This window comes from Robertkochia solimangrovi, from assembly GCF_007279655.1.
In the GTDB taxonomy this organism is placed as follows: domain Bacteria; phylum Bacteroidota; class Bacteroidia; order Flavobacteriales; family Flavobacteriaceae; genus Robertkochia; species Robertkochia solimangrovi.
Map to the genome: position 1 here is coordinate 1 of NZ_QKWN01000004.1, position 17,895 is coordinate 17,895.

Below are 17,895 nucleotides of genomic sequence, written 5' to 3' on the forward strand. Positions count from 1 at the left end.
TTCTCCCTGAACACCCTGTGGACCTACTTCTCCTTGAGGACCTTGTGCTCCAGTTTCACCTTGAACACCCTGTGGACCTGCTTCGCCTTGGTCACCTTTATCTCCTTTTTCTCCTTGATCTCCCTGGTCACCTTTTTCTCCTTGAATTCCTTGTGGTCCTTGAGCTCCAGTTTCACCTTGAACACCTTGTGGGCCTGTTTCTCCCTGAGGACCTTGAGCTCCGGTTTCACCCTGAACACCTTGCGGACCTGCTTCTCCTTGAGGACCCTGCGGACCAACTTCTCCTTGAGGACCTTGGGCTCCGGTTTCACCCTGAACACCTTGTGGACCTGCTTCTCCTTGGTCTCCTTTATCTCCTTTTTCTCCTTGAATTCCTTGTGGACCTGCTTCGCCTTGAAGACCTTGGGCTCCAGTTTCTCCCTGAACACCCTGCGGACCAACTTCGCCTTGAGGACCTTGTGCTCCAGTTTCACCTTGAACACCCTGTGGACCTGTTTCTCCCTGAACACCTTGTGGACCTGCTTCTCCTTGTGGACCCTGTGCTCCGGTTTCACCCTGAACACCCTGTGGACCTACTTCACCTTGGTCACCTTTATCTCCTTTTTCTCCTTGAGCACCAGTGGCACCAGTTTCTCCCTGAGGACCTTGGGCTCCGGTTTCACCCTGAACACCCTGTGGACCTGCTTCGCCTTGGTCACCTTTATCTCCTTTTTCTCCTTGAATTCCTTGTGGACCTGCTTCTCCTTGAGGACCTTGTGCTCCAGTTTCACCTTGAACACCCTGCGGACCTACTTCTCCTTGAGCACCAGTGGCACCAGTTTCTCCCTGAGGACCTGCTTCGCCTTGAGGACCCTGTGCTCCGGTTTCACCCTGAACACCTTGTGGACCTGCTTCTCCTTGTGGACCCTGTGCTCCGGTTTCTCCCTGAACACCCTGCGGACCTACTTCTCCTTGAGGACCCTGTGCCCCAGTTTCACCCTGAGGACCTGCTTCGCCTTGGTCACCTTTATCTCCTTTTTCTCCTTGAATTCCTTGTGGACCTGCTTCGCCTTGAAGACCTTGGGCTCCAGTTTCTCCCTGAACACCCTGCGGACCAACTTCGCCTTGCGGACCTTGTGCTCCAGTTTCACCCTGAACACCTTGTGGACCTGCTTCTCCTTGTGGACCCTGTGCTCCGGTTTCACCCTGAACACCCTGTGGACCTGCTTCACCTTGAGGACCTTGTGCTCCGGTTTCACCCTGAACACCCTGTGGACCTACGTCACCTTGGTCACCTTTATCTCCTTTTTCTCCTTGAGCACCAGTGGCACCAGTTTCTCCCTGAGGACCTTGGGCTCCGGTTTCACCCTGAACACCTTGCGGACCTGCTTCTCCTTGAGGACCCTGTGCACCGGTTTCACCCTGAACACCTTGCGGACCTGCTTCTCCTTGAGGACCCTGTGCACCGGTTTCACCCTGAACACCCTGTGGACCTACTTCACCTTGGTCACCTTTATCTCCTTTTTCTCCTTGAACACCTTGCTCTCCTTGTGGACCTTGGGCTCCGGTTGGACCCGCAGGACCCTGATCTCCTTTGTCACCTTTCCCACCTTTCATATTAGGAGTGGTAAAATTTGTACCATCACTATATATAAATGTAAAAGTGCCATCTCCATTATCATTTACAGAAGATATCTTAATACCTTGAGTCAATTCCCAGGTATTACCATCCCAATAGAATAGAGTCCCTGAAGTTGTATTCACATAAATATCTCCAATTTCCACACCTGCAGGAGTTGAAACTCCAGGGGTAGTCACATCTGTTCCACTTAGGATCTCACAATTACATTGATCTTCCAAAGTCACAATAACCTGTCCGTAAGAAATTGATGCACAGGTTAAGAAAAATACCAATAGTAGTAGTTTTTTCATTGTAGATTCGGTTAAGCTTGATTTGGTTATTAGTTGTTGTTTGTTTTAATCTTTATTTACTCTATATGTTTTATTTCGATTCGATATCACCGTATCGAACACTTCTGTCATATACACGATCTCTGTATCTTCTGCTTTCACGAAATAGACCCCACTTACACCATCCACCTGTACATTCGTATAATTCAATCCCGGTCCCTGGATCTGAACATCGAATATTTCACAATCAAGATCTTGAGGAGTTACCGTATTACAATCTGAAGCACTTCTCCATTGATTTCCCACAGTAACGGTTGTCCCGGAACCACCTGCATTTGGCAGATCAAAGAATGTACTTTGACCACCACAGTTTAAATTTCCCTGCAGGGTATAAAGGTTTGAAGGAGGATTTCCAACGATTAGAAATGTATAGGCTAATTCGACATTATAATTGTAACCATTAGTACAATTAGTAGTACTTGGAATCACTTTGATCGGATACAACGACATAATAACATCATATCCATCGGAAGAACTCACGACATTTCCACCGAAAGTAGCATAGGCCGTATTAGAAACGTAACCTCGGTCAATATCCGCCTGTGTAATAGTATACTGCCCTGTATAGGTGCCAGAGGTGACACCGGAGTTTAAATTGCTTATGATAGTATTTAGTCCGATCAAGGGGTCATTTACGCGAACATCTTCCAGATCTGAAAGCCCTGTATTCGTTACTGTAATTTGATAATCGATAACATCACCCACTGCAGAATAACCAGAAGTAATACTCACTTTATCAATAGACAATTGGGGACTAAAATCAACACCTCCACCAGTATTGATATCTTCAAAACTCTGAGCTCCACTACCATTACAAACTGCATAAACCTCTCCGCCTATGGTGATTGTCCGGTTGACATTACAAGCGGTATCATTATAAAACCCGTTATCATCATCCAGAATGATATTCACATAAGCAGGAAGCGAAAGGTCCGTTTTATTTTCCCATTTTATCTGACCATCGGTTTTAACATGGATAGTTTTAGTATTCAGATATCTTGAGACGTTATTACCTACAATATTGAGAAGATCCAAAGAACCATCTTCGTCACCAATGATCAATGAATTAAAACTTCCGTTAACTGAAATATCCAGATTCACCGTATGGTTGCCGATTATATAAACATCGTAAGTCCCTCCCTCTTCACCAGGATAGGTACCATCATTTATGAACTGACTACCATTCCAAATGCCCCAGGTATCCGGATCACTCCAATCACCATTACTGATCACCCCATAATCTCCAATAGACTGGGCTAATATTAAAGCCGGAAAGAAAGACAGAATAATAAGAAAGAAGTAATTCTTATCCATAGTTAGCAGGTTCTTTTGAGATGTTTGGGACATCTTTGGGGTTGGTAAATTCTTGTTAAAATTATGTTAATTAATAATTTGATTCAAAGATATACAGATGATGTAATCCCGTAATCTTTATTTGATATAGCGCATTTTTTCATCGATAAAAAACATACTAAACAGTATTTAGTATCAGAAAATCATATGGCTAAAATTTGGCTGTTTTTTACAATTTTAATATAACAGTCTAAAAGTAAGACAGTTCTACTTTCTAACACATAAAATGTTGTAAAACACCTTATAATTGATACCATATATGTTATCGATGTTGTTTAATAAACTGATGTTCAACCTTGTAGTAGCCCAACACTTATAAGTGGTGGCGTATTTTTCTTACAGTTATTTAATACAGATCAATCACCAATATTGAGACACATTCCCTGCTTTACCGTTGACGTGTAAAATTTTTTCGATGAAATGCACTTTTTAGCAAGACTCTAATCTAACCAGAAAGACCCCTCCTAAAACAAGCTAAACTCCTATGCTCGTCAACCATATCTACATCTTTCATTTTTGCGAAATAAATCGAACTTATCATCACAATAAAAGACATCCAAAACCAGCCTGTGATTTTTGCTTTTTACTAAGATTCAGTGAATCATAAATGATATCTTTGCGCCAAATATTAGTACCCTGATGAGTTTAACGAAAGAAATAGCAAAAAGAAGAACCTTTGGAATTATATCTCACCCAGATGCCGGGAAGACAACCTTAACTGAAAAACTACTCCTTTTTGGAGGTGCCATTCAGGAAGCTGGGGCTGTTAAAAGCAATAAGATAAAAAAAGGAGCTACTTCCGATTTCATGGAAATCGAGAGACAACGTGGGATTTCCGTAGCCACCTCGGTTCTTGCTTTTAATTATTACGATAAGAAGATCAATATTCTGGACACTCCAGGACACAAGGATTTTGCGGAAGACACCTTCAGAACTCTTACTGCAGTCGATAGTGTAATCGTAGTTATCGACGTTGCAAAAGGGGTTGAGGAACAGACTGAAAAACTGGTGGAAGTTTGTCGAATGCGCAATATCCCAATGATCGTATTTATAAATAAACTCGATCGTGAAGGAAAAGATGCTTTCGACCTTCTGGATGAAGTCGAACAAAAACTCGGACTTACTGTTACTCCGTTGAGCTTCCCTATAGGAATGGGATTCGACTTTAAAGGAATTTATAATATCTGGGAAAAGAACATCAATCTTTTCAGTGGTGACAGTAAAAAGAATATAGAAGAAACTATCGCTTTTGATGATATTAATAGTCCGGAACTGGAAAAAATAATCGGTCAGGATGCAGCCGATGAACTGCGGGATAATTTAGAGCTCGTATATGAAGTTTACCCCGATTTCGATCGCGATGCATATCTGAACGGAACCTTACAGCCGGTTTTCTTCGGATCTGCATTAAATAACTTCGGAGTTAGAGAGCTACTCGATTGTTTTGTGGAAATAGCACCGACACCTCGTCCAAAAAAGGCGGAGGAGCGACTGGTTAAACCGGATGAAGATACATTCTCCGGATTTGTGTTCAAGATCCACGCAAATATGGACCCCAAGCATAGAGACCGGCTAGCTTTCATCAAGATCGTCTCTGGGACGTTTGAAAGAAACACCCCTTACCTTCATGTAAGACACAATAAAAAATTAAAGTTTTCGAGTCCGAATGCCTTTTTTGCGGAAAAGAAGGAGATCGTCGATATTTCTTATGCCGGAGATATCGTTGGATTACATGACACTGGAAACTTTAAGATCGGAGATACACTTACAGAGGGTGAAATATTGAATTTCCGTGGAATCCCAAGCTTCTCTCCGGAACATTTCCGCTATATCAATAATGCAGACCCTATGAAAGCCAAGCAGCTGGATAAAGGAATTTCTCAGCTGATGGATGAAGGAGTAGCCCAGCTGTTCACGCTGGAACTCAACGGTCGCAAGATCATTGGAACGGTGGGAGCCCTGCAATATGAAGTAATTCAATACCGACTGGAGCATGAATATGGTGCCAAATGTACCTACGAGAACTTCCCTATTCACAAAGCTTGCTGGGTGGAACCCACAGATCCTAAAAGTGAAGAGTTTGAAGAGTTTAAAAGAGTAAAATCAAAATTTCTGGCCAGAGACAAACAAGGACAACTCGTTTTTCTGGCTGATTCATCGTTCTCCATTCAGATGACGCAACAAAAATATCCTAATGTAAAATTACATTACGTTTCAGAATACAAATAATAGTAAAATTGAGAGGCTTCGGAAATCAACCGAAGCCTTTTTTTTTATCCTTATTGCAAACCACAAGAATACAGCTTGATTAACCGCAATCTTTCAGGTTAACCAAATAGCTATATACAAGCACATTATATCACGTCTGGAATTAAATTCGTATCTTTAATAGACACCCCCCCACCTTTATCCCCCCAAACAAACAACTTAATTTTCAACTAACCCTTAAAAGCAGTAGTTATGTCATCATTTAAAATGAAATTACCAGCTACGCTCCTTTTCTTTTTTTTCCTGCTCTCAACGATCTCAGCTCACGCCCAATCGGAAAACAATTCCAGTAGTGAGACCTCCGAAAATTCAATTGTGATCGATATTCTCAATGACCCAAGTATTCAATGGCACCCGGGTCCGGACTTTATGCCTGAAGGAATTCAACTAGCCTTTTTGCAGGGAAATCCAGAAGACAAGAACATAGATGTACTCTTCAAGATGCCTGCAAATTCAAAAGCACCAAATCACTGGCACAACAGTCAGGAGCGAATGGTTTTGATTAGCGGAGAACTAACCGTGCAATATGAAGGCGAAGAACCCAGCACGTTAAAACCTGGCTATTATGCCTATGGCCCTTCCAAAAAACCACATACCGCGGAATGTGGTGATGCAGGTCCCTGCATCCTTTACATCGCCTTTGTAGCTCCATTAGATGCATTTCCCATGGAAGTGAAAAACTAAAAAACAGAACACAAAAAAAACCCGGGAACAACCCCGGGTTTTCAACGCACTAATATACTAAGATGTTAGGTTTATCGTAACCGATCAACAGATTTTACAAGATCTTCGTCCTTTTTAATGGCTTTATTGGCCAGAACTAAAAAAACGATAGAAACAATTGGAAGAAGCATCCCAATACCCTTCTCAGAAACCGCATTGGTTTCTCCGGATAAGATTAGCGACCGATAAACGAAAAATCCTAGTAAAACAAAGTTTAATATGATATTCAATCTGTTCAAAACAAATTGTCGTTTTCTATTCTTAAAAAGGAATATAGTTAGAAATGCCATTACCGCCGAACAGATGAACAATGCTGAATATACCATGTCATCATCTGCATAAACCGCCTCACCTAAAGCATCAGTCCAAAGATACACCCAAAAAGGCAACACGCCATTCAGGATGACCACAAGAAACATATATATGCTTTGAATTCGCTGTAACACTTTAACTTTTCCTGATGGCAAAAATAACGTTCTTTTCCAAAAAAGATGACTGTTTTTTAAAATAAATTTGTAATATTGCGTAGTCAATTCGAAACGAGTACTTTACTACGTTTGTTTGTACTTCTTAGATAAAATTCAAAGAAACATTCATTTTTTTACCTCTAGAACAATAATTTATTATTTGATAAATGTTTGAAATTTCAGATTTAAAAGCAAAGAAACTTGCTGAATTACAGGAACTTGCTAAATCCGCGGGTATTCCTAAATACAAGTCGTTGAAAAAGAACGATCTAATATACCAAATCCTGGATGTTCAGGCGGCTAGTCCCGAAGTAGTCAGCAAAAATACTGTTGAGGCTGAGGAAGAAAAAAAAGATAGCCCAAAACCAAAAGCACCCCAGAGAAAAAGAACACGCGTCAGCAAACCAGCCCCTGTTAAACCCGCCCCACAAACCCCTGTACAAAAGGAAGTTACCCACGAAAAAACCGTAACCCCACAACCTGAAAAGTCAACTGTCCCTTCGCAGGAACAACCACAGAAAAAGACTTCGGAAAGACCTGTTAAAGAACAGCCTAAAGCACAGGAGGAACAAAATCAGGCTCCGCGCAAAAAAGAGCAAAACAGCAATACTCAGCGCAACACTCACAATAAAAAAAGCCATCAGAATACTAATAACAATAATAATAACGCTCCAAAAGACAAGGACAACTTCGACAAAGAAAAGAAGAACCGCTACAGAGAACCTGATTTTGAGTTTGATGGCATTGTCGAAAGTGAAGGTGTACTTGATATCATGCAGGATGGTTATGGATTCCTGAGAAGTAGTGATTACAATTACCTTTCTTCTCCGGATGACATCTATGTATCACAATCTCAGATCAGATTATTCGGATTGAAGACCGGTGATACCGTTAAAGGAACTGTACGTCCTCCAAAAGAAGGCGAAAAATACTTCCCACTGATCAAAGTGAATCAAATTAACGGACTCGATCCGCAAGTGGTCAGAGACCGCGTTTCCTTTGAACATCTTACCCCGCTTTTCCCGAATGAAAAATTCAGGTTGGCTGAAAAACAAAGTACGCTTTCTACCCGTATCGTAGATCTTTTTTCCCCTATAGGTAAAGGACAACGTGGTATGATCGTTTCTCAACCAAAAACGGGTAAGACAATGCTTCTCAAAGATATCGCAAATGCCATTGCAGCCAATCACCCTGAGGTATACCAATTGATCCTTCTGATCGATGAACGCCCTGAGGAGGTTACTGATATGCAGCGAAATGTTCGTGGAGAAGTTATCGCATCTACCTTTGATGAACCCGCTGATCGTCACGTTAAAGTAGCTAATATCGTACTTGAAAAAGCAAAAAGACTGGTAGAATGCGGGCATGATGTAGTGATCCTGCTCGATTCGATCACTCGTCTGGCAAGAGCCTATAACACAGTACAACCTGCAAGTGGAAAAGTGTTAAGTGGTGGTGTTGATGCAAATGCTCTTCATAAGCCTAAACGTTTCTTCGGAGCAGCCAGAAATATTGAAGGCGGAGGCTCTCTTACCATAATTGCAACAGCGCTTACTGAAACCGGTTCAAAAATGGACGAAGTTATCTTCGAAGAATTCAAAGGAACAGGTAATATGGAATTACAATTGGATCGAAGAATTGCGAATAAAAGAATTTTCCCTGCAATTGACCTCATCTCTTCTTCTACAAGACGTGATGACTTGTTACTCGATGAAAATTCAATTCAGCGCATGTGGATCATGAGAAAATATCTTTCAGACATGAACCCTGTTGAAGCCATGGAATTTATGGAAACCAGAATTAAACAGACACGTAATAATGAGGAATTCCTCATGACGATGAATCAATAATAGACACAAACCGTGAGTGCAGCCGGAAGTCAAATTTCGCGCTGCACTTTTTTTATTCCCTTCTTTTCTTTACCTGTATCGACAACCTGAAATACAGAGTTCTGGCAATTAGCACCAGGACAATTGCAAAGGGAAAGGCAAAAATCAGTGTAGCGGCCTGCAGCGCTTTTAATCCACCTCCTGCAAGCAAGAGCAAACTCAAAGTTGCCAAAACCACTCCCCAAATAACCTTTAATCTAAGCTTAGGATCGAGATCTCCCTCCGATGTCATCATACTGATTACAAAAGTGGCAGAGTCTGCAGAAGTGACCAAAAATGTAAATAACAATAACAACGCTACCACAGAAGTAACTTTGTCAAATGGAAGCTGTTCAAGAAAAACGAAGGTTCCTAAATTTACATTCGAAACAATACGTTCTCCTATCGTAGAGTCACCAAATAATTCCATGGCTATTGCCGATCCTCCGAACACAGAGAACCAGAGGATACTGAAAAGCACCGGTATAAAAAGACAACCAATGATCAGCTCCTTGATAGTTCTTCCTTTCGATATCCTGGCTATAAAAATTCCCACGAATGGAGACCAGGCCATCCACCAGGTAAAATAACTCAAAGTCCAATTCCCCATCCAACGTTCATATTCCGGTTCATAAGGATCTACTTTAAAGCTAAATTCCGGAAGACGTTGTAGATATTGACCAATCGAATCAACAAAAACCTTCAAATCAAAAAGCGAATTTCCTGCGATAAAAACAAAAATCAATAATGCTATTGCTGTAAGCATATTTAGATTTGAAAGAATCCTGATCCCTTTTTCTAATCCTGTTGAAGAAGATATCACAAAAATCACTGTAATCAGTAACGTGATAAGAGCATATCCCGCAAAGTTCTGAGTATCCCAGCCAAACACATAATCAACCCCTCCACTGATCTGCAATACGCCAAGCCCCAGTGATGCACTCACACCAAAAACTACCGCCAGAATTGCAATAAGATCAACGATTGCTTTTATCATTTTCCGGGAAGATTTCTTCTTTGTAAAATCTAATATACTTGAAGAGATCAAATACTTCTTTCGCTTACGAAATCCATAATAGGCCGTACCTAAGGCACATATTGTATACACACCCCAAGCATGAAACCCCCAATGAAATGCCGTGTAGGCCATCGCAGATTTTGCAGACTCAACAGTTACCGGCATATCCGTAGGAGGATGTAAAAAATGACTCATAGGCTCAGCGGTTCCCCAAAATAAGATCCCCACCCCCATTCCTGCAGAGAATAACATTGAATACCATGAAAAATCAGAAAACTCCGGACGTTCATTTGGCGGACCTAATACCACTCTCCCAAATCGTCCAAATGCCAGGTAAAATAAAAAAATTAAGAAGCCCGAAGCGAGTAGCACATAGAACCAACTCAAGTTGTGTGCAATAAAAAAAGAGATGTTATCGGCAACGGCAACCAGCTTTTCTCCTGAAAATAATGCAAATATGATCACCAGTACCGCGATCGATAAACTTATCCAGAATGTGATTCCAACAATAGACTTTTCCTCTTCCCTGATCTGCTGTACATCCCTACGAATATCATCAAGCTCATTTTCGATTAACATATCGTAGAAAGTCTCAGTTCTTCTTTCGATCTCCGTATAGCTTTTGGATTTCCTCATGTCAAGCTCCCTTCTGAGCTTTATTTCATACTCTTCCACCATCGAATCAACAGCTAACTGTACTTCCGGATTTTTAATTTCACGGGAAGGATCGGAATTCATATTTTTCTTCCTTATCATATAAAGATCGTATTTAAAAAATGAGAACTAAAAAGTGAAGATTTCAATGCGCCTAGGCACACACTGATTAAGAGACTCTTATAATTTAGGGATTTAACACCTGAATTACAACGTTTTAGGTTACAGATATGTTAACAATTATCCTATCCATCGATTATTTAGTAAATTAAAAGACCTAAACCTCCCGGAATAGTATAGTGATTCACGTAATTGAAGATCGCCTTTGTGATAAAATTCCGGGTAAAACCAAAAGCACCCGGTATGAAATATATCAAAAGATTTATCACTCCAGCAATTCTGTTCATAGCAGCACTAGTAATCAAATCAGGAGCTGATACCTTTTTAAACTTCAACGAGAACACAGCCTATTTAGCACAAAAACTCGGCTCGATCTTATTGATCATCTGTGTCACCTGGGGCATGATCGGTATTCTCAAGATCACAAAGAAACAGTACTTACAGAAATATGATTTTTCTTCAGAGAATAATCTCGATGCCCGTAAGCTATACACCCAATTCAATATCCTGGAAAAGATCATCATCTTTATAATTGTGATCGTGGCCATTGCTATTACGCTCATGTTATTCGATGAAGTTAGAAAGATAGGAATAAGCCTATTTGCTTCTGCAGGTGTTGCGGGTTTAATTCTTGGACTTGCTGCCCAAAAAGCTATTGCAACAATTCTAGCCGGATTACAGATCGCAATTTCACAACCGATCCGCCTGGATGATGTTTTGGTGGTAGAAGGAGAATGGGGCTGGGTAGAAGAAATATCTTTAACTTTTGTAGTTGTCCGCATATGGGATAAAAGACGATTGGTTCTTCCCACCACCTATTTCATCGAAAAACCATTTCAAAACTGGACACGTACCAGCGCTGATATACTGGGCACGGTCTTCATCTATACCGACTATAGTATTTCCTTTGAAGCACTCCGTAAAGAACAAACCAGACTGCTTAAATCCACAGATCTCTGGGATGGTAACGTTGACGTACTACAGGTGACCGACTGCAAAGAGAATTATATTGAGATCCGCTCCCTTATGAGCGCAAGAAATTCTCCTGTTGCATGGGATCTGCGTGTTTTTATCCGGGAAAAACTGATCGAATTCATTCAAAAGAATTATCCTGAAAGCCTTCCCCGAACACGAATTGAGATTAAGGATACTATTTCTGCCAATAATATACCCCATGACCGTATGGCTCTCAAACCCGGAGAGGCATAAAATTCAAAACATACTTATCCTATCCTCATCCTGTTATCATAGGAAAGAATTATGCGTATGTCACTGATTACCTTTATTTTCCCTCAATCATTCAAACATTTTTGTATATTCAGTATTTCTAATAAGCTCATATGAATAGCAGACTGATTAGCCCCTCATTGCTCCGACAACTATTTATGCTCGGACTTATTCTTATTTTCGGTTATCTGATTTTGGAAGAAATGCTCCCCTACCTTTCCGGTATTCTGGGAGCTATAACTTTTTTCCTGTTGTTTCGAGGCATTATGAAAAAAATGCTCGCCAAAGGATGGAAACCCTGGGTTGGCGCAACGATCATTATGATTTCGTCACTAATCGTAATCATTATTCCTATTTGGCTGATCATCCAATTGTTGGCAAGCAAACTTAAGGACGCAGCCCGAAATTCCGAAAAGATCATGGCGGTGATCAAAGAAAAACTCGGATTACTGGAACATCATATAGGCATCGATGTGATGTCCAGCATCAACTCTCAGGATGTGACATCCTGGGTTTCAGACAATGTTCAAAGCCTTGTCGGCTCCACGTTCAATGTAGTGATGGCGATTAGCATCATGTATTTCATATTGTATTATATGCTTACGAATATGGAAGGTTTGAAAAGGGAACTGAGTAAATATTTGCCGATCAGTGATAATAACATCCAGTTGATTTCAAAAGAGGTTAATGATATCGTAAAATCAAATGCGATCGGAATCCCACTTGTTGCATTTTTCCAGGGGTTGGTAGCGTTGATCGGTTATTATATTTTTGGCGTACCCGACCCAATTTTCTGGTTTGTAGTCACCTTTGTAGGTTCTATGATTCCCTTTGTAGGGACAGCTCTGGGTATTGTACCGGTAACCATTCTCCTGTTTTCACAGGGCCATAATTGGCAAGCGATCGGAATTCTGATCTACGGAATCACTGTTGTGGGTGTCACTGATAATGTTTTCAGAATCATTATCCAGAATAAACTGGCAAATCTTCACCCCCTGATTACATTGATCGGGGTAATCATTGGAGTACCTCTTTTTGGGTTTATAGGATTGATCTTTGGTCCGTTGCTCATCAGTCTCTTTATGCTTTTGGTAAAGATTTACAGAAACGAATACGGCCTGCATCATAAAAAACTATGAAACAGGCCGCATTTATTATTTAGTGTATGGTACTACCGGAAATTATAGGGCAGCTTTTTCACGGTGACGCTCTCTTGCCAACAAGGTATTCTTTAAAAGCATCGCAATGGTCATCGGCCCTACACCCCCCGGAACCGGAGTGATGTAACTAGCCTTTTTACTCACTTCCTCATATTCAACATCCCCAACGATACGATACCCTTTTGGGGTCGTCTCATCAGTTACACGAGTAATCCCCACGTCGATCACAACAACTCCTTCTTTTACCATATCTCCTTTTAAAAACCCCGGAACTCCCAGAGCGGAGATAATGATATCAGCCTGACGCGTAATCTCATCAATATTCTTTGTATGACTATGGGTTAGAGTAACTGTTGAATTACCAGGAAATCCTTTTCTTCCCATCAGGATACTCATAGGTCTACCAACGATATGTGATCTTCCGATCACTACAGTATGCTTCCCTTGTGTTTGTACATTATAACGTTCGAGCAATTCGAGAATACCAAAAGGAGTTGCAGGAATAAAAGTACTCATATCCAACGCCATTTTACCGAAATTCATCGGATGGAAACCATCCACATCCTTATCAGGATCAACAGCAAGAAGAACCTTTTGAGTATCGATCTGCTTGGGAAGAGGAAGCTGCACGATAAATCCGTCAATTTCCTTATCCTTATTCAATTCCTCGATCTTCTTAAGCAATTCGAGTTCACTCGTTGTACTTGGCATTTTCACGAGGGTAGATTCAAATCCGATACGCTCACAAGCCTTAACTTTACTTCCAACATAAGTAAGACTTGCACCATCATTACCCACAAGGATAGCTGCAAGATGAGGAACTTTCTCTCCTCTGTCTTTCATCTGAGCCACTTCGGCAGCAATTTCATCCTTGATCTGATTTGAGATCTTTTTACCGTCTAGTATTTCCATTACCCCTATTTAATTGTAAATTATTTAACTCTTAACTTCTATTCTAATTATTAGCTGCAATTAAGGCATCCCTTTCATATTGTTCATCATCTGCATCATCTTACGGCCACCACCACCTTGCATCATTTTCATCATTTTGCTCATCTGGTTGAACTGCTTCAGCAATTGATTCACTTCTTGAATACTGGTCCCGCTACCTTTAGCCACACGCTTTTTTCGACTTCCGTTAAGGATGGTCGGATTCGATCTTTCCTCAGGTGTCATGGAATGAATGATCGCCTCGATACCTTTGAAAGCATCATCATCAATATCAATACCCTTCAACGCTTTTCCGGCTCCCGGAATCATCCCAAGCAGGTCTTTCATACTACCCATCTTCTTGATCTGTTGGATCTGATTCAGGAAGTCATCAAAACCGAATTGATTTTTAGCGATCTTCTTTTGAAGTTTACGGGCTTCCTCTTCATCAAATTGCTCCTGCGCCCTTTCCACAAGGGAAACAACGTCCCCCATTCCTAAGATCCTGTCTGCCATTCGGGAAGGGTGGAATACGTCGATCGCATCCAGTTTTTCACCGGTACCGATAAATTTAATCGGTTTATCAACAACAGATTTAATGGAGAGGGCTGCACCACCACGGGTATCACCATCCAGTTTTGTTAATACAACACCATCAAAGTTAAGGATATCATTAAAGGCTTTGGCAGTATTAACGGCATCCTGCCCAGTCATGGAATCAACAACGAACAAGGTCTCATTCGGCTGAATAGCCTTATGAATGTTGGCGATTTCTGTCATCATCTGCTCATCGACTGCCAGACGACCGGCGGTATCGATGATCACCACATTATGTCCATTGGCCTTTGCATGGTTAATACCTGCTATAGCGATGGCAACCGGGTCATTATTACCCCGGTCTGAATAAACCTCAACTCCTAACTGATCGCCAACTACATGTAGCTGATCGATCGCAGCCGGACGATAAACATCACAGGCTACTAGAAGTGGTTTTTTGGTTTTTTTATTTTTCAGAAAGTTAGCAAGCTTACCGGAAAAGGTAGTTTTACCAGAACCCTGAAGACCAGACATAAGAATGATCGATGGTTTTCCGGAAAGGTCGATACCTGCGGTTTCTCCCCCCATCAGTTCGGTAAGTTCATCCTTAACCAGCTTTACCATCAATTGTCCTGGTTTCAGAGAAGAAAGTACATCTTGTCCTATCGCCTTCTCCTTTACACTATTGGTAAATGCTTTAGCCGTTTTAAAGTTAACGTCAGCGTCAAGAAGGGCCCTGCGAACCTCTTTAAGTGTTTCCGCAACGTTCACTTCCGTGATCTGACCATGTCCTTTCAGGACGTGAAAGGCCTTATCTAACTTTTCACTTAAATTATCAAACATATATTTTTACTGTCTTTAAAGCGGTTTATCTCCCTAAAATATCGGGAGTTGCAAATTTAGTTAATTGTATCCGAAGTACGAAGAAATTAGACCTTCGTACAGCTTTAAAATTAAAACGCGAACAAAGTTATTATGCCTGTAGTCTCCGTCTAATTTCGCCATAATCTTACATCCTTTCAGGCACTTTGATACCTAACAACCTTAAAGCGTTGGCTATCAATTGACTGACAACTTCAGATAACTGAACTCTGAATATTCGTTCCTCCTCCAGCTCTGCGCCAAGTATACTCACATTCTGATAGAAAGAGTTGAACTCCTTTACAACCTCATAAACATAATTAGCAATAACTGCCGGACTGTATTGAATAGCAGCCTGTTGCACTATTTCCGGAAATTGCAGTAACAATTTCAACAATTCCTTTTCTCTTGCATGAAGTGTATATGCCGTTACGGTGTCCGAATAATCGAAGTCTGCCTTTCTCAGGATCGATTGAATCCTTGCATAGGTATATTGAATGAACGGCCCTGTATTTCCTTGAAAATCTATAGATTCTTTAGGATCAAATAGTATTCGCTTCTTCGGATCCACTTTTAGTATATAATACTTCAGGGCTCCGAGACCGATCGTCTTATAAAGCTCTTTCTTTTCTTCTTCAGTAAATCCTTCAAGTTTGCCGAGCTCCTCAGATATTTCTGCTGCAGTTCCGGTCATCTCCTCAACAAGATCATCCGCATCGACCACAGTACCCTCACGGCTTTTCATCTTACCACTAGGAAGATCCACCATACCATAACTCAAATGATACAGATGTTCTGCCCAATCAAATCCGAGTTTTTGTAAAATAAGAAATAGCACTTTAAAATGATAATCCTGTTCATTACCAACCGTATAGACCATTCCTCCAATATCAGGATGATCCTTTACCCGCTGTATCGCAGTTCCGATATCCTGAGTCATATACACTGCCGTTCCATCAGCACGCAGAACGATCTTTTCATCTAATCCTTCGTCTGAAAGATCGATCCATACAGATCCATCCTCCTTTTTATAAAAGACCCCTTTTTCCAACCCGGCAGCAACCACATCCTTTCCTAAAAGATACGTATCACTTTCATAATACAGTTTATCAAAATCAACGCCGAGTTCGCGGTAGGTTTCTTCGAAGCCCCTATAAACCCAAGAATTCATCATTTTCCAGAGCCCGATAACTTCTGGTTCACCTGCCTCCCATTTTCGTAACATTTCCTGCGCCTCTAATAGAATAGGCGCCTCTTTTTCAGCATCTTTCTTCTCGACACCTTTGGAGACTAACGCTTCGATCTCTGCCTTATATGCCTTATCAAAGGCTACATAATAATTTCCAACCAGTTTATCTCCTTTTAAACCTGTAGACTCCGGGGTTTCTCCATTCCCAAATCGCTGCCAGGCCAACATTGATTTACAAATATGTATTCCCCTGTCATTGATAATCTGAGTTTTGTAAACCCTTTTTCCTGAAGCTTTCAGGATTTCTGCTACCGAATACCCGAGAAGATTATTCCTGATATGCCCCAAGTGAAGGGGTTTATTCGTATTAGGTGAAGAATATTCAACCATAACGGCTTTGGATCCATGTTCAGGTACAACATAACCATATTCAGAAATATTGCGGATCTCATCAAAAGAATCCTTATAATAGGCATCTGCAATTACCAGATTCAGAAACCCCTTGACCACATTGAAACCGGTCACTTCATCAACCTGCTCTGTAAGGACAGTACCTAGAGTTTCCCCTATTTGCTGTGGATTACCCTTGATGAACTTAAGCATGGGAAAGATCACTACCGTGAGATCTCCTTCAAATTCCTTTCGTGTTGCCTGAATTTCAACCGAAGGCAATTCCAGTTGATAAATCTCTTTCACGGCCTTCTTGACCGCAGTGTTTAACTTTTCCTGAATTAACATGTACTTAAATTTGGTTGCAAAGATAGTTATTTACAAAAATTTTTAACACCGGACAGCCACTTAAAAAGGAGGAAAAACATTAACTTCAGAAGCCATATTGCTTTATTATCGATTACACCCGATTCATTTTTATCAGTTATCAAATTGGAAGAGAACGCTTACAGCATTTAACAGAAGAAATATGATTTTAAACGTCTCCTATAATGAACCAGATATCAACCGTCTCATAGACGAAAAAGTTGGTAAATCATATTCCCTAATGGAACGACTGAAAATGGGCGGTACTGGCTCTCCCCCATTTGACATAAACGCATGTAGTACAGCTATCTACCACCTACTCATTCTTGACAATAACAGAAACCGTTGCAATGTTGAAATACGGAGGAACGGAATATTGATCAGATTCAGATCCTTGCTGGATACATTTGCACTGGTCATTCCTTATTACAAACTCGCGATGTATAAAACAGCACCTGAAACTTACAGTATCCACATTGATCATCATTTTATTCGTCTTAGAGCCCCGGGTAAAGCATCCGATAAATTTCTGCGTCAGTTACTCACTCTCAAAAATGAAAGACAATCGGGCTATTTGACTTCTGGAGATCTGAAATAACCTTTATATTCTAATGGGAACATTTCAGCTATATGGAATGATCTGATTACTGCTTAATCAATTTACCTCTCGATTTTGAGCTTAAATTTCACATAAAAACACTTCTCCATTTCGAAAGTTTTCTCCCTGTTTTGACCAAAAAATGCATTTTATCTATTTTTTTATAATGTCAGAGAATTTACACCGGGGATAACCTATTTTTTGGATATTTTTAAT

General features: G+C 40.8%; 13 protein-coding genes. 6 read left to right on the forward strand and 7 right to left on the reverse strand.

Translation table 11 applies throughout. The features are described from left to right. Both DMZ48_RS06605 and DMZ48_RS06610 read right to left on the reverse strand, forming a co-directional pair. Window positions 1-1,911 (reverse strand): collagen-like domain-containing protein (locus DMZ48_RS06605; RefSeq protein ID WP_199287946.1); only part of this gene is annotated, 1,911 nt, incomplete at its 3' end. 45 nt (window positions 1,912-1,956) lie between these two features. Continuing rightward, entirely contained in the window at window positions 1,957-3,297 is a 1,341-nt protein-coding gene (locus DMZ48_RS06610; RefSeq protein WP_143954345.1) for a DUF7507 domain-containing protein, read from the reverse strand. Between the two features lie 645 nt (window positions 3,298-3,942). On the opposite strand from DMZ48_RS06610, the gene DMZ48_RS06615 reads away from it, so the two are divergent. Then, entirely contained in the window at window positions 3,943-5,532 is a 1,590-nt protein-coding gene (locus DMZ48_RS06615) for a peptide chain release factor 3 (RefSeq protein ID WP_143954346.1), read from the forward strand. A 231-nt stretch (window positions 5,533-5,763) separates the two neighbouring features. Further along, window positions 5,764-6,255 carry a DUF4437 domain-containing protein gene (locus tag DMZ48_RS06620; protein ID WP_242009143.1) on the forward strand — a complete coding sequence of 164 codons (492 nt, stop codon included), beginning with the start codon at window positions 5,764-5,766 and terminating at the stop codon, window positions 6,253-6,255. A gap of 71 nt (window positions 6,256-6,326) precedes the next feature. Here the strand turns inward: DMZ48_RS06620 and DMZ48_RS06625 are convergent, their stop codons facing one another. After that, a complete protein-coding gene (locus tag DMZ48_RS06625; protein ID WP_143954648.1) occupies window positions 6,327-6,740 on the reverse strand; it encodes a DUF4293 domain-containing protein in 414 nt (137 codons plus the stop codon). A 188-nt stretch (window positions 6,741-6,928) separates the two neighbouring features. Here DMZ48_RS06625 and rho point away from each other — a divergent pair, with 188 nt between their 5' ends. Next, window positions 6,929-8,611, forward strand: a complete 1,683-nt coding sequence (gene rho / locus DMZ48_RS06630; protein ID WP_143954347.1) for a transcription termination factor Rho — start codon at window positions 6,929-6,931, stop codon at window positions 8,609-8,611. Window positions 8,612-8,663: 52 nt separating this feature from the next. Here the strand turns inward: rho and DMZ48_RS06635 are convergent, their stop codons facing one another. Beyond that, window positions 8,664-10,403, reverse strand: a complete 1,740-nt coding sequence (locus DMZ48_RS06635; protein WP_143954348.1) for a BCCT family transporter — start codon at window positions 10,401-10,403, stop codon at window positions 8,664-8,666. Window positions 10,404-10,664: 261 nt separating this feature from the next. Between DMZ48_RS06635 and DMZ48_RS06640 the strand changes: the two genes are divergently transcribed. Both DMZ48_RS06640 and DMZ48_RS06645 read left to right on the forward strand, forming a co-directional pair. Continuing rightward, window positions 10,665-11,630, forward strand: a complete 966-nt coding sequence (locus DMZ48_RS06640) for a mechanosensitive ion channel family protein (RefSeq protein WP_143954349.1) — start codon at window positions 10,665-10,667, stop codon at window positions 11,628-11,630. A gap of 131 nt (window positions 11,631-11,761) precedes the next feature. Then, window positions 11,762-12,787 carry an AI-2E family transporter gene (locus tag DMZ48_RS06645; protein ID WP_143954350.1) on the forward strand — a complete coding sequence of 342 codons (1,026 nt, stop codon included), beginning with the start codon at window positions 11,762-11,764 and terminating at the stop codon, window positions 12,785-12,787. Window positions 12,788-12,829: 42 nt separating this feature from the next. Here DMZ48_RS06645 and folD read toward each other — a convergent pair whose 3' ends face one another. The 3 genes from folD to argS form a co-directional block, all read right to left on the reverse strand. Further along, window positions 12,830-13,720, reverse strand: a complete 891-nt coding sequence (folD, locus tag DMZ48_RS06650; RefSeq protein ID WP_143954351.1) for a bifunctional methylenetetrahydrofolate dehydrogenase/methenyltetrahydrofolate cyclohydrolase FolD — start codon at window positions 13,718-13,720, stop codon at window positions 12,830-12,832. Between the two features lie 60 nt (window positions 13,721-13,780). Beyond that, the gene (gene ffh / locus DMZ48_RS06655) at window positions 13,781-15,118 is read right to left on the reverse strand and encodes a signal recognition particle protein (RefSeq protein ID WP_143954352.1); all 1,338 of its coding nucleotides are present in this window, start codon (window positions 15,116-15,118) and stop codon (window positions 13,781-13,783) included. A gap of 166 nt (window positions 15,119-15,284) precedes the next feature. Continuing rightward, the gene (gene argS / locus DMZ48_RS06660) at window positions 15,285-17,063 is read right to left on the reverse strand and encodes an arginine--tRNA ligase (RefSeq protein WP_143954353.1); all 1,779 of its coding nucleotides are present in this window, start codon (window positions 17,061-17,063) and stop codon (window positions 15,285-15,287) included. 181 nt (window positions 17,064-17,244) lie between these two features. Between argS and DMZ48_RS06665 the strand changes: the two genes are divergently transcribed. Then, window positions 17,245-17,679, forward strand: a complete 435-nt coding sequence (locus DMZ48_RS06665) for a hypothetical protein (protein ID WP_143954354.1) — start codon at window positions 17,245-17,247, stop codon at window positions 17,677-17,679. The last annotated feature ends 216 nt before the right edge of the window (window positions 17,680-17,895 follow it).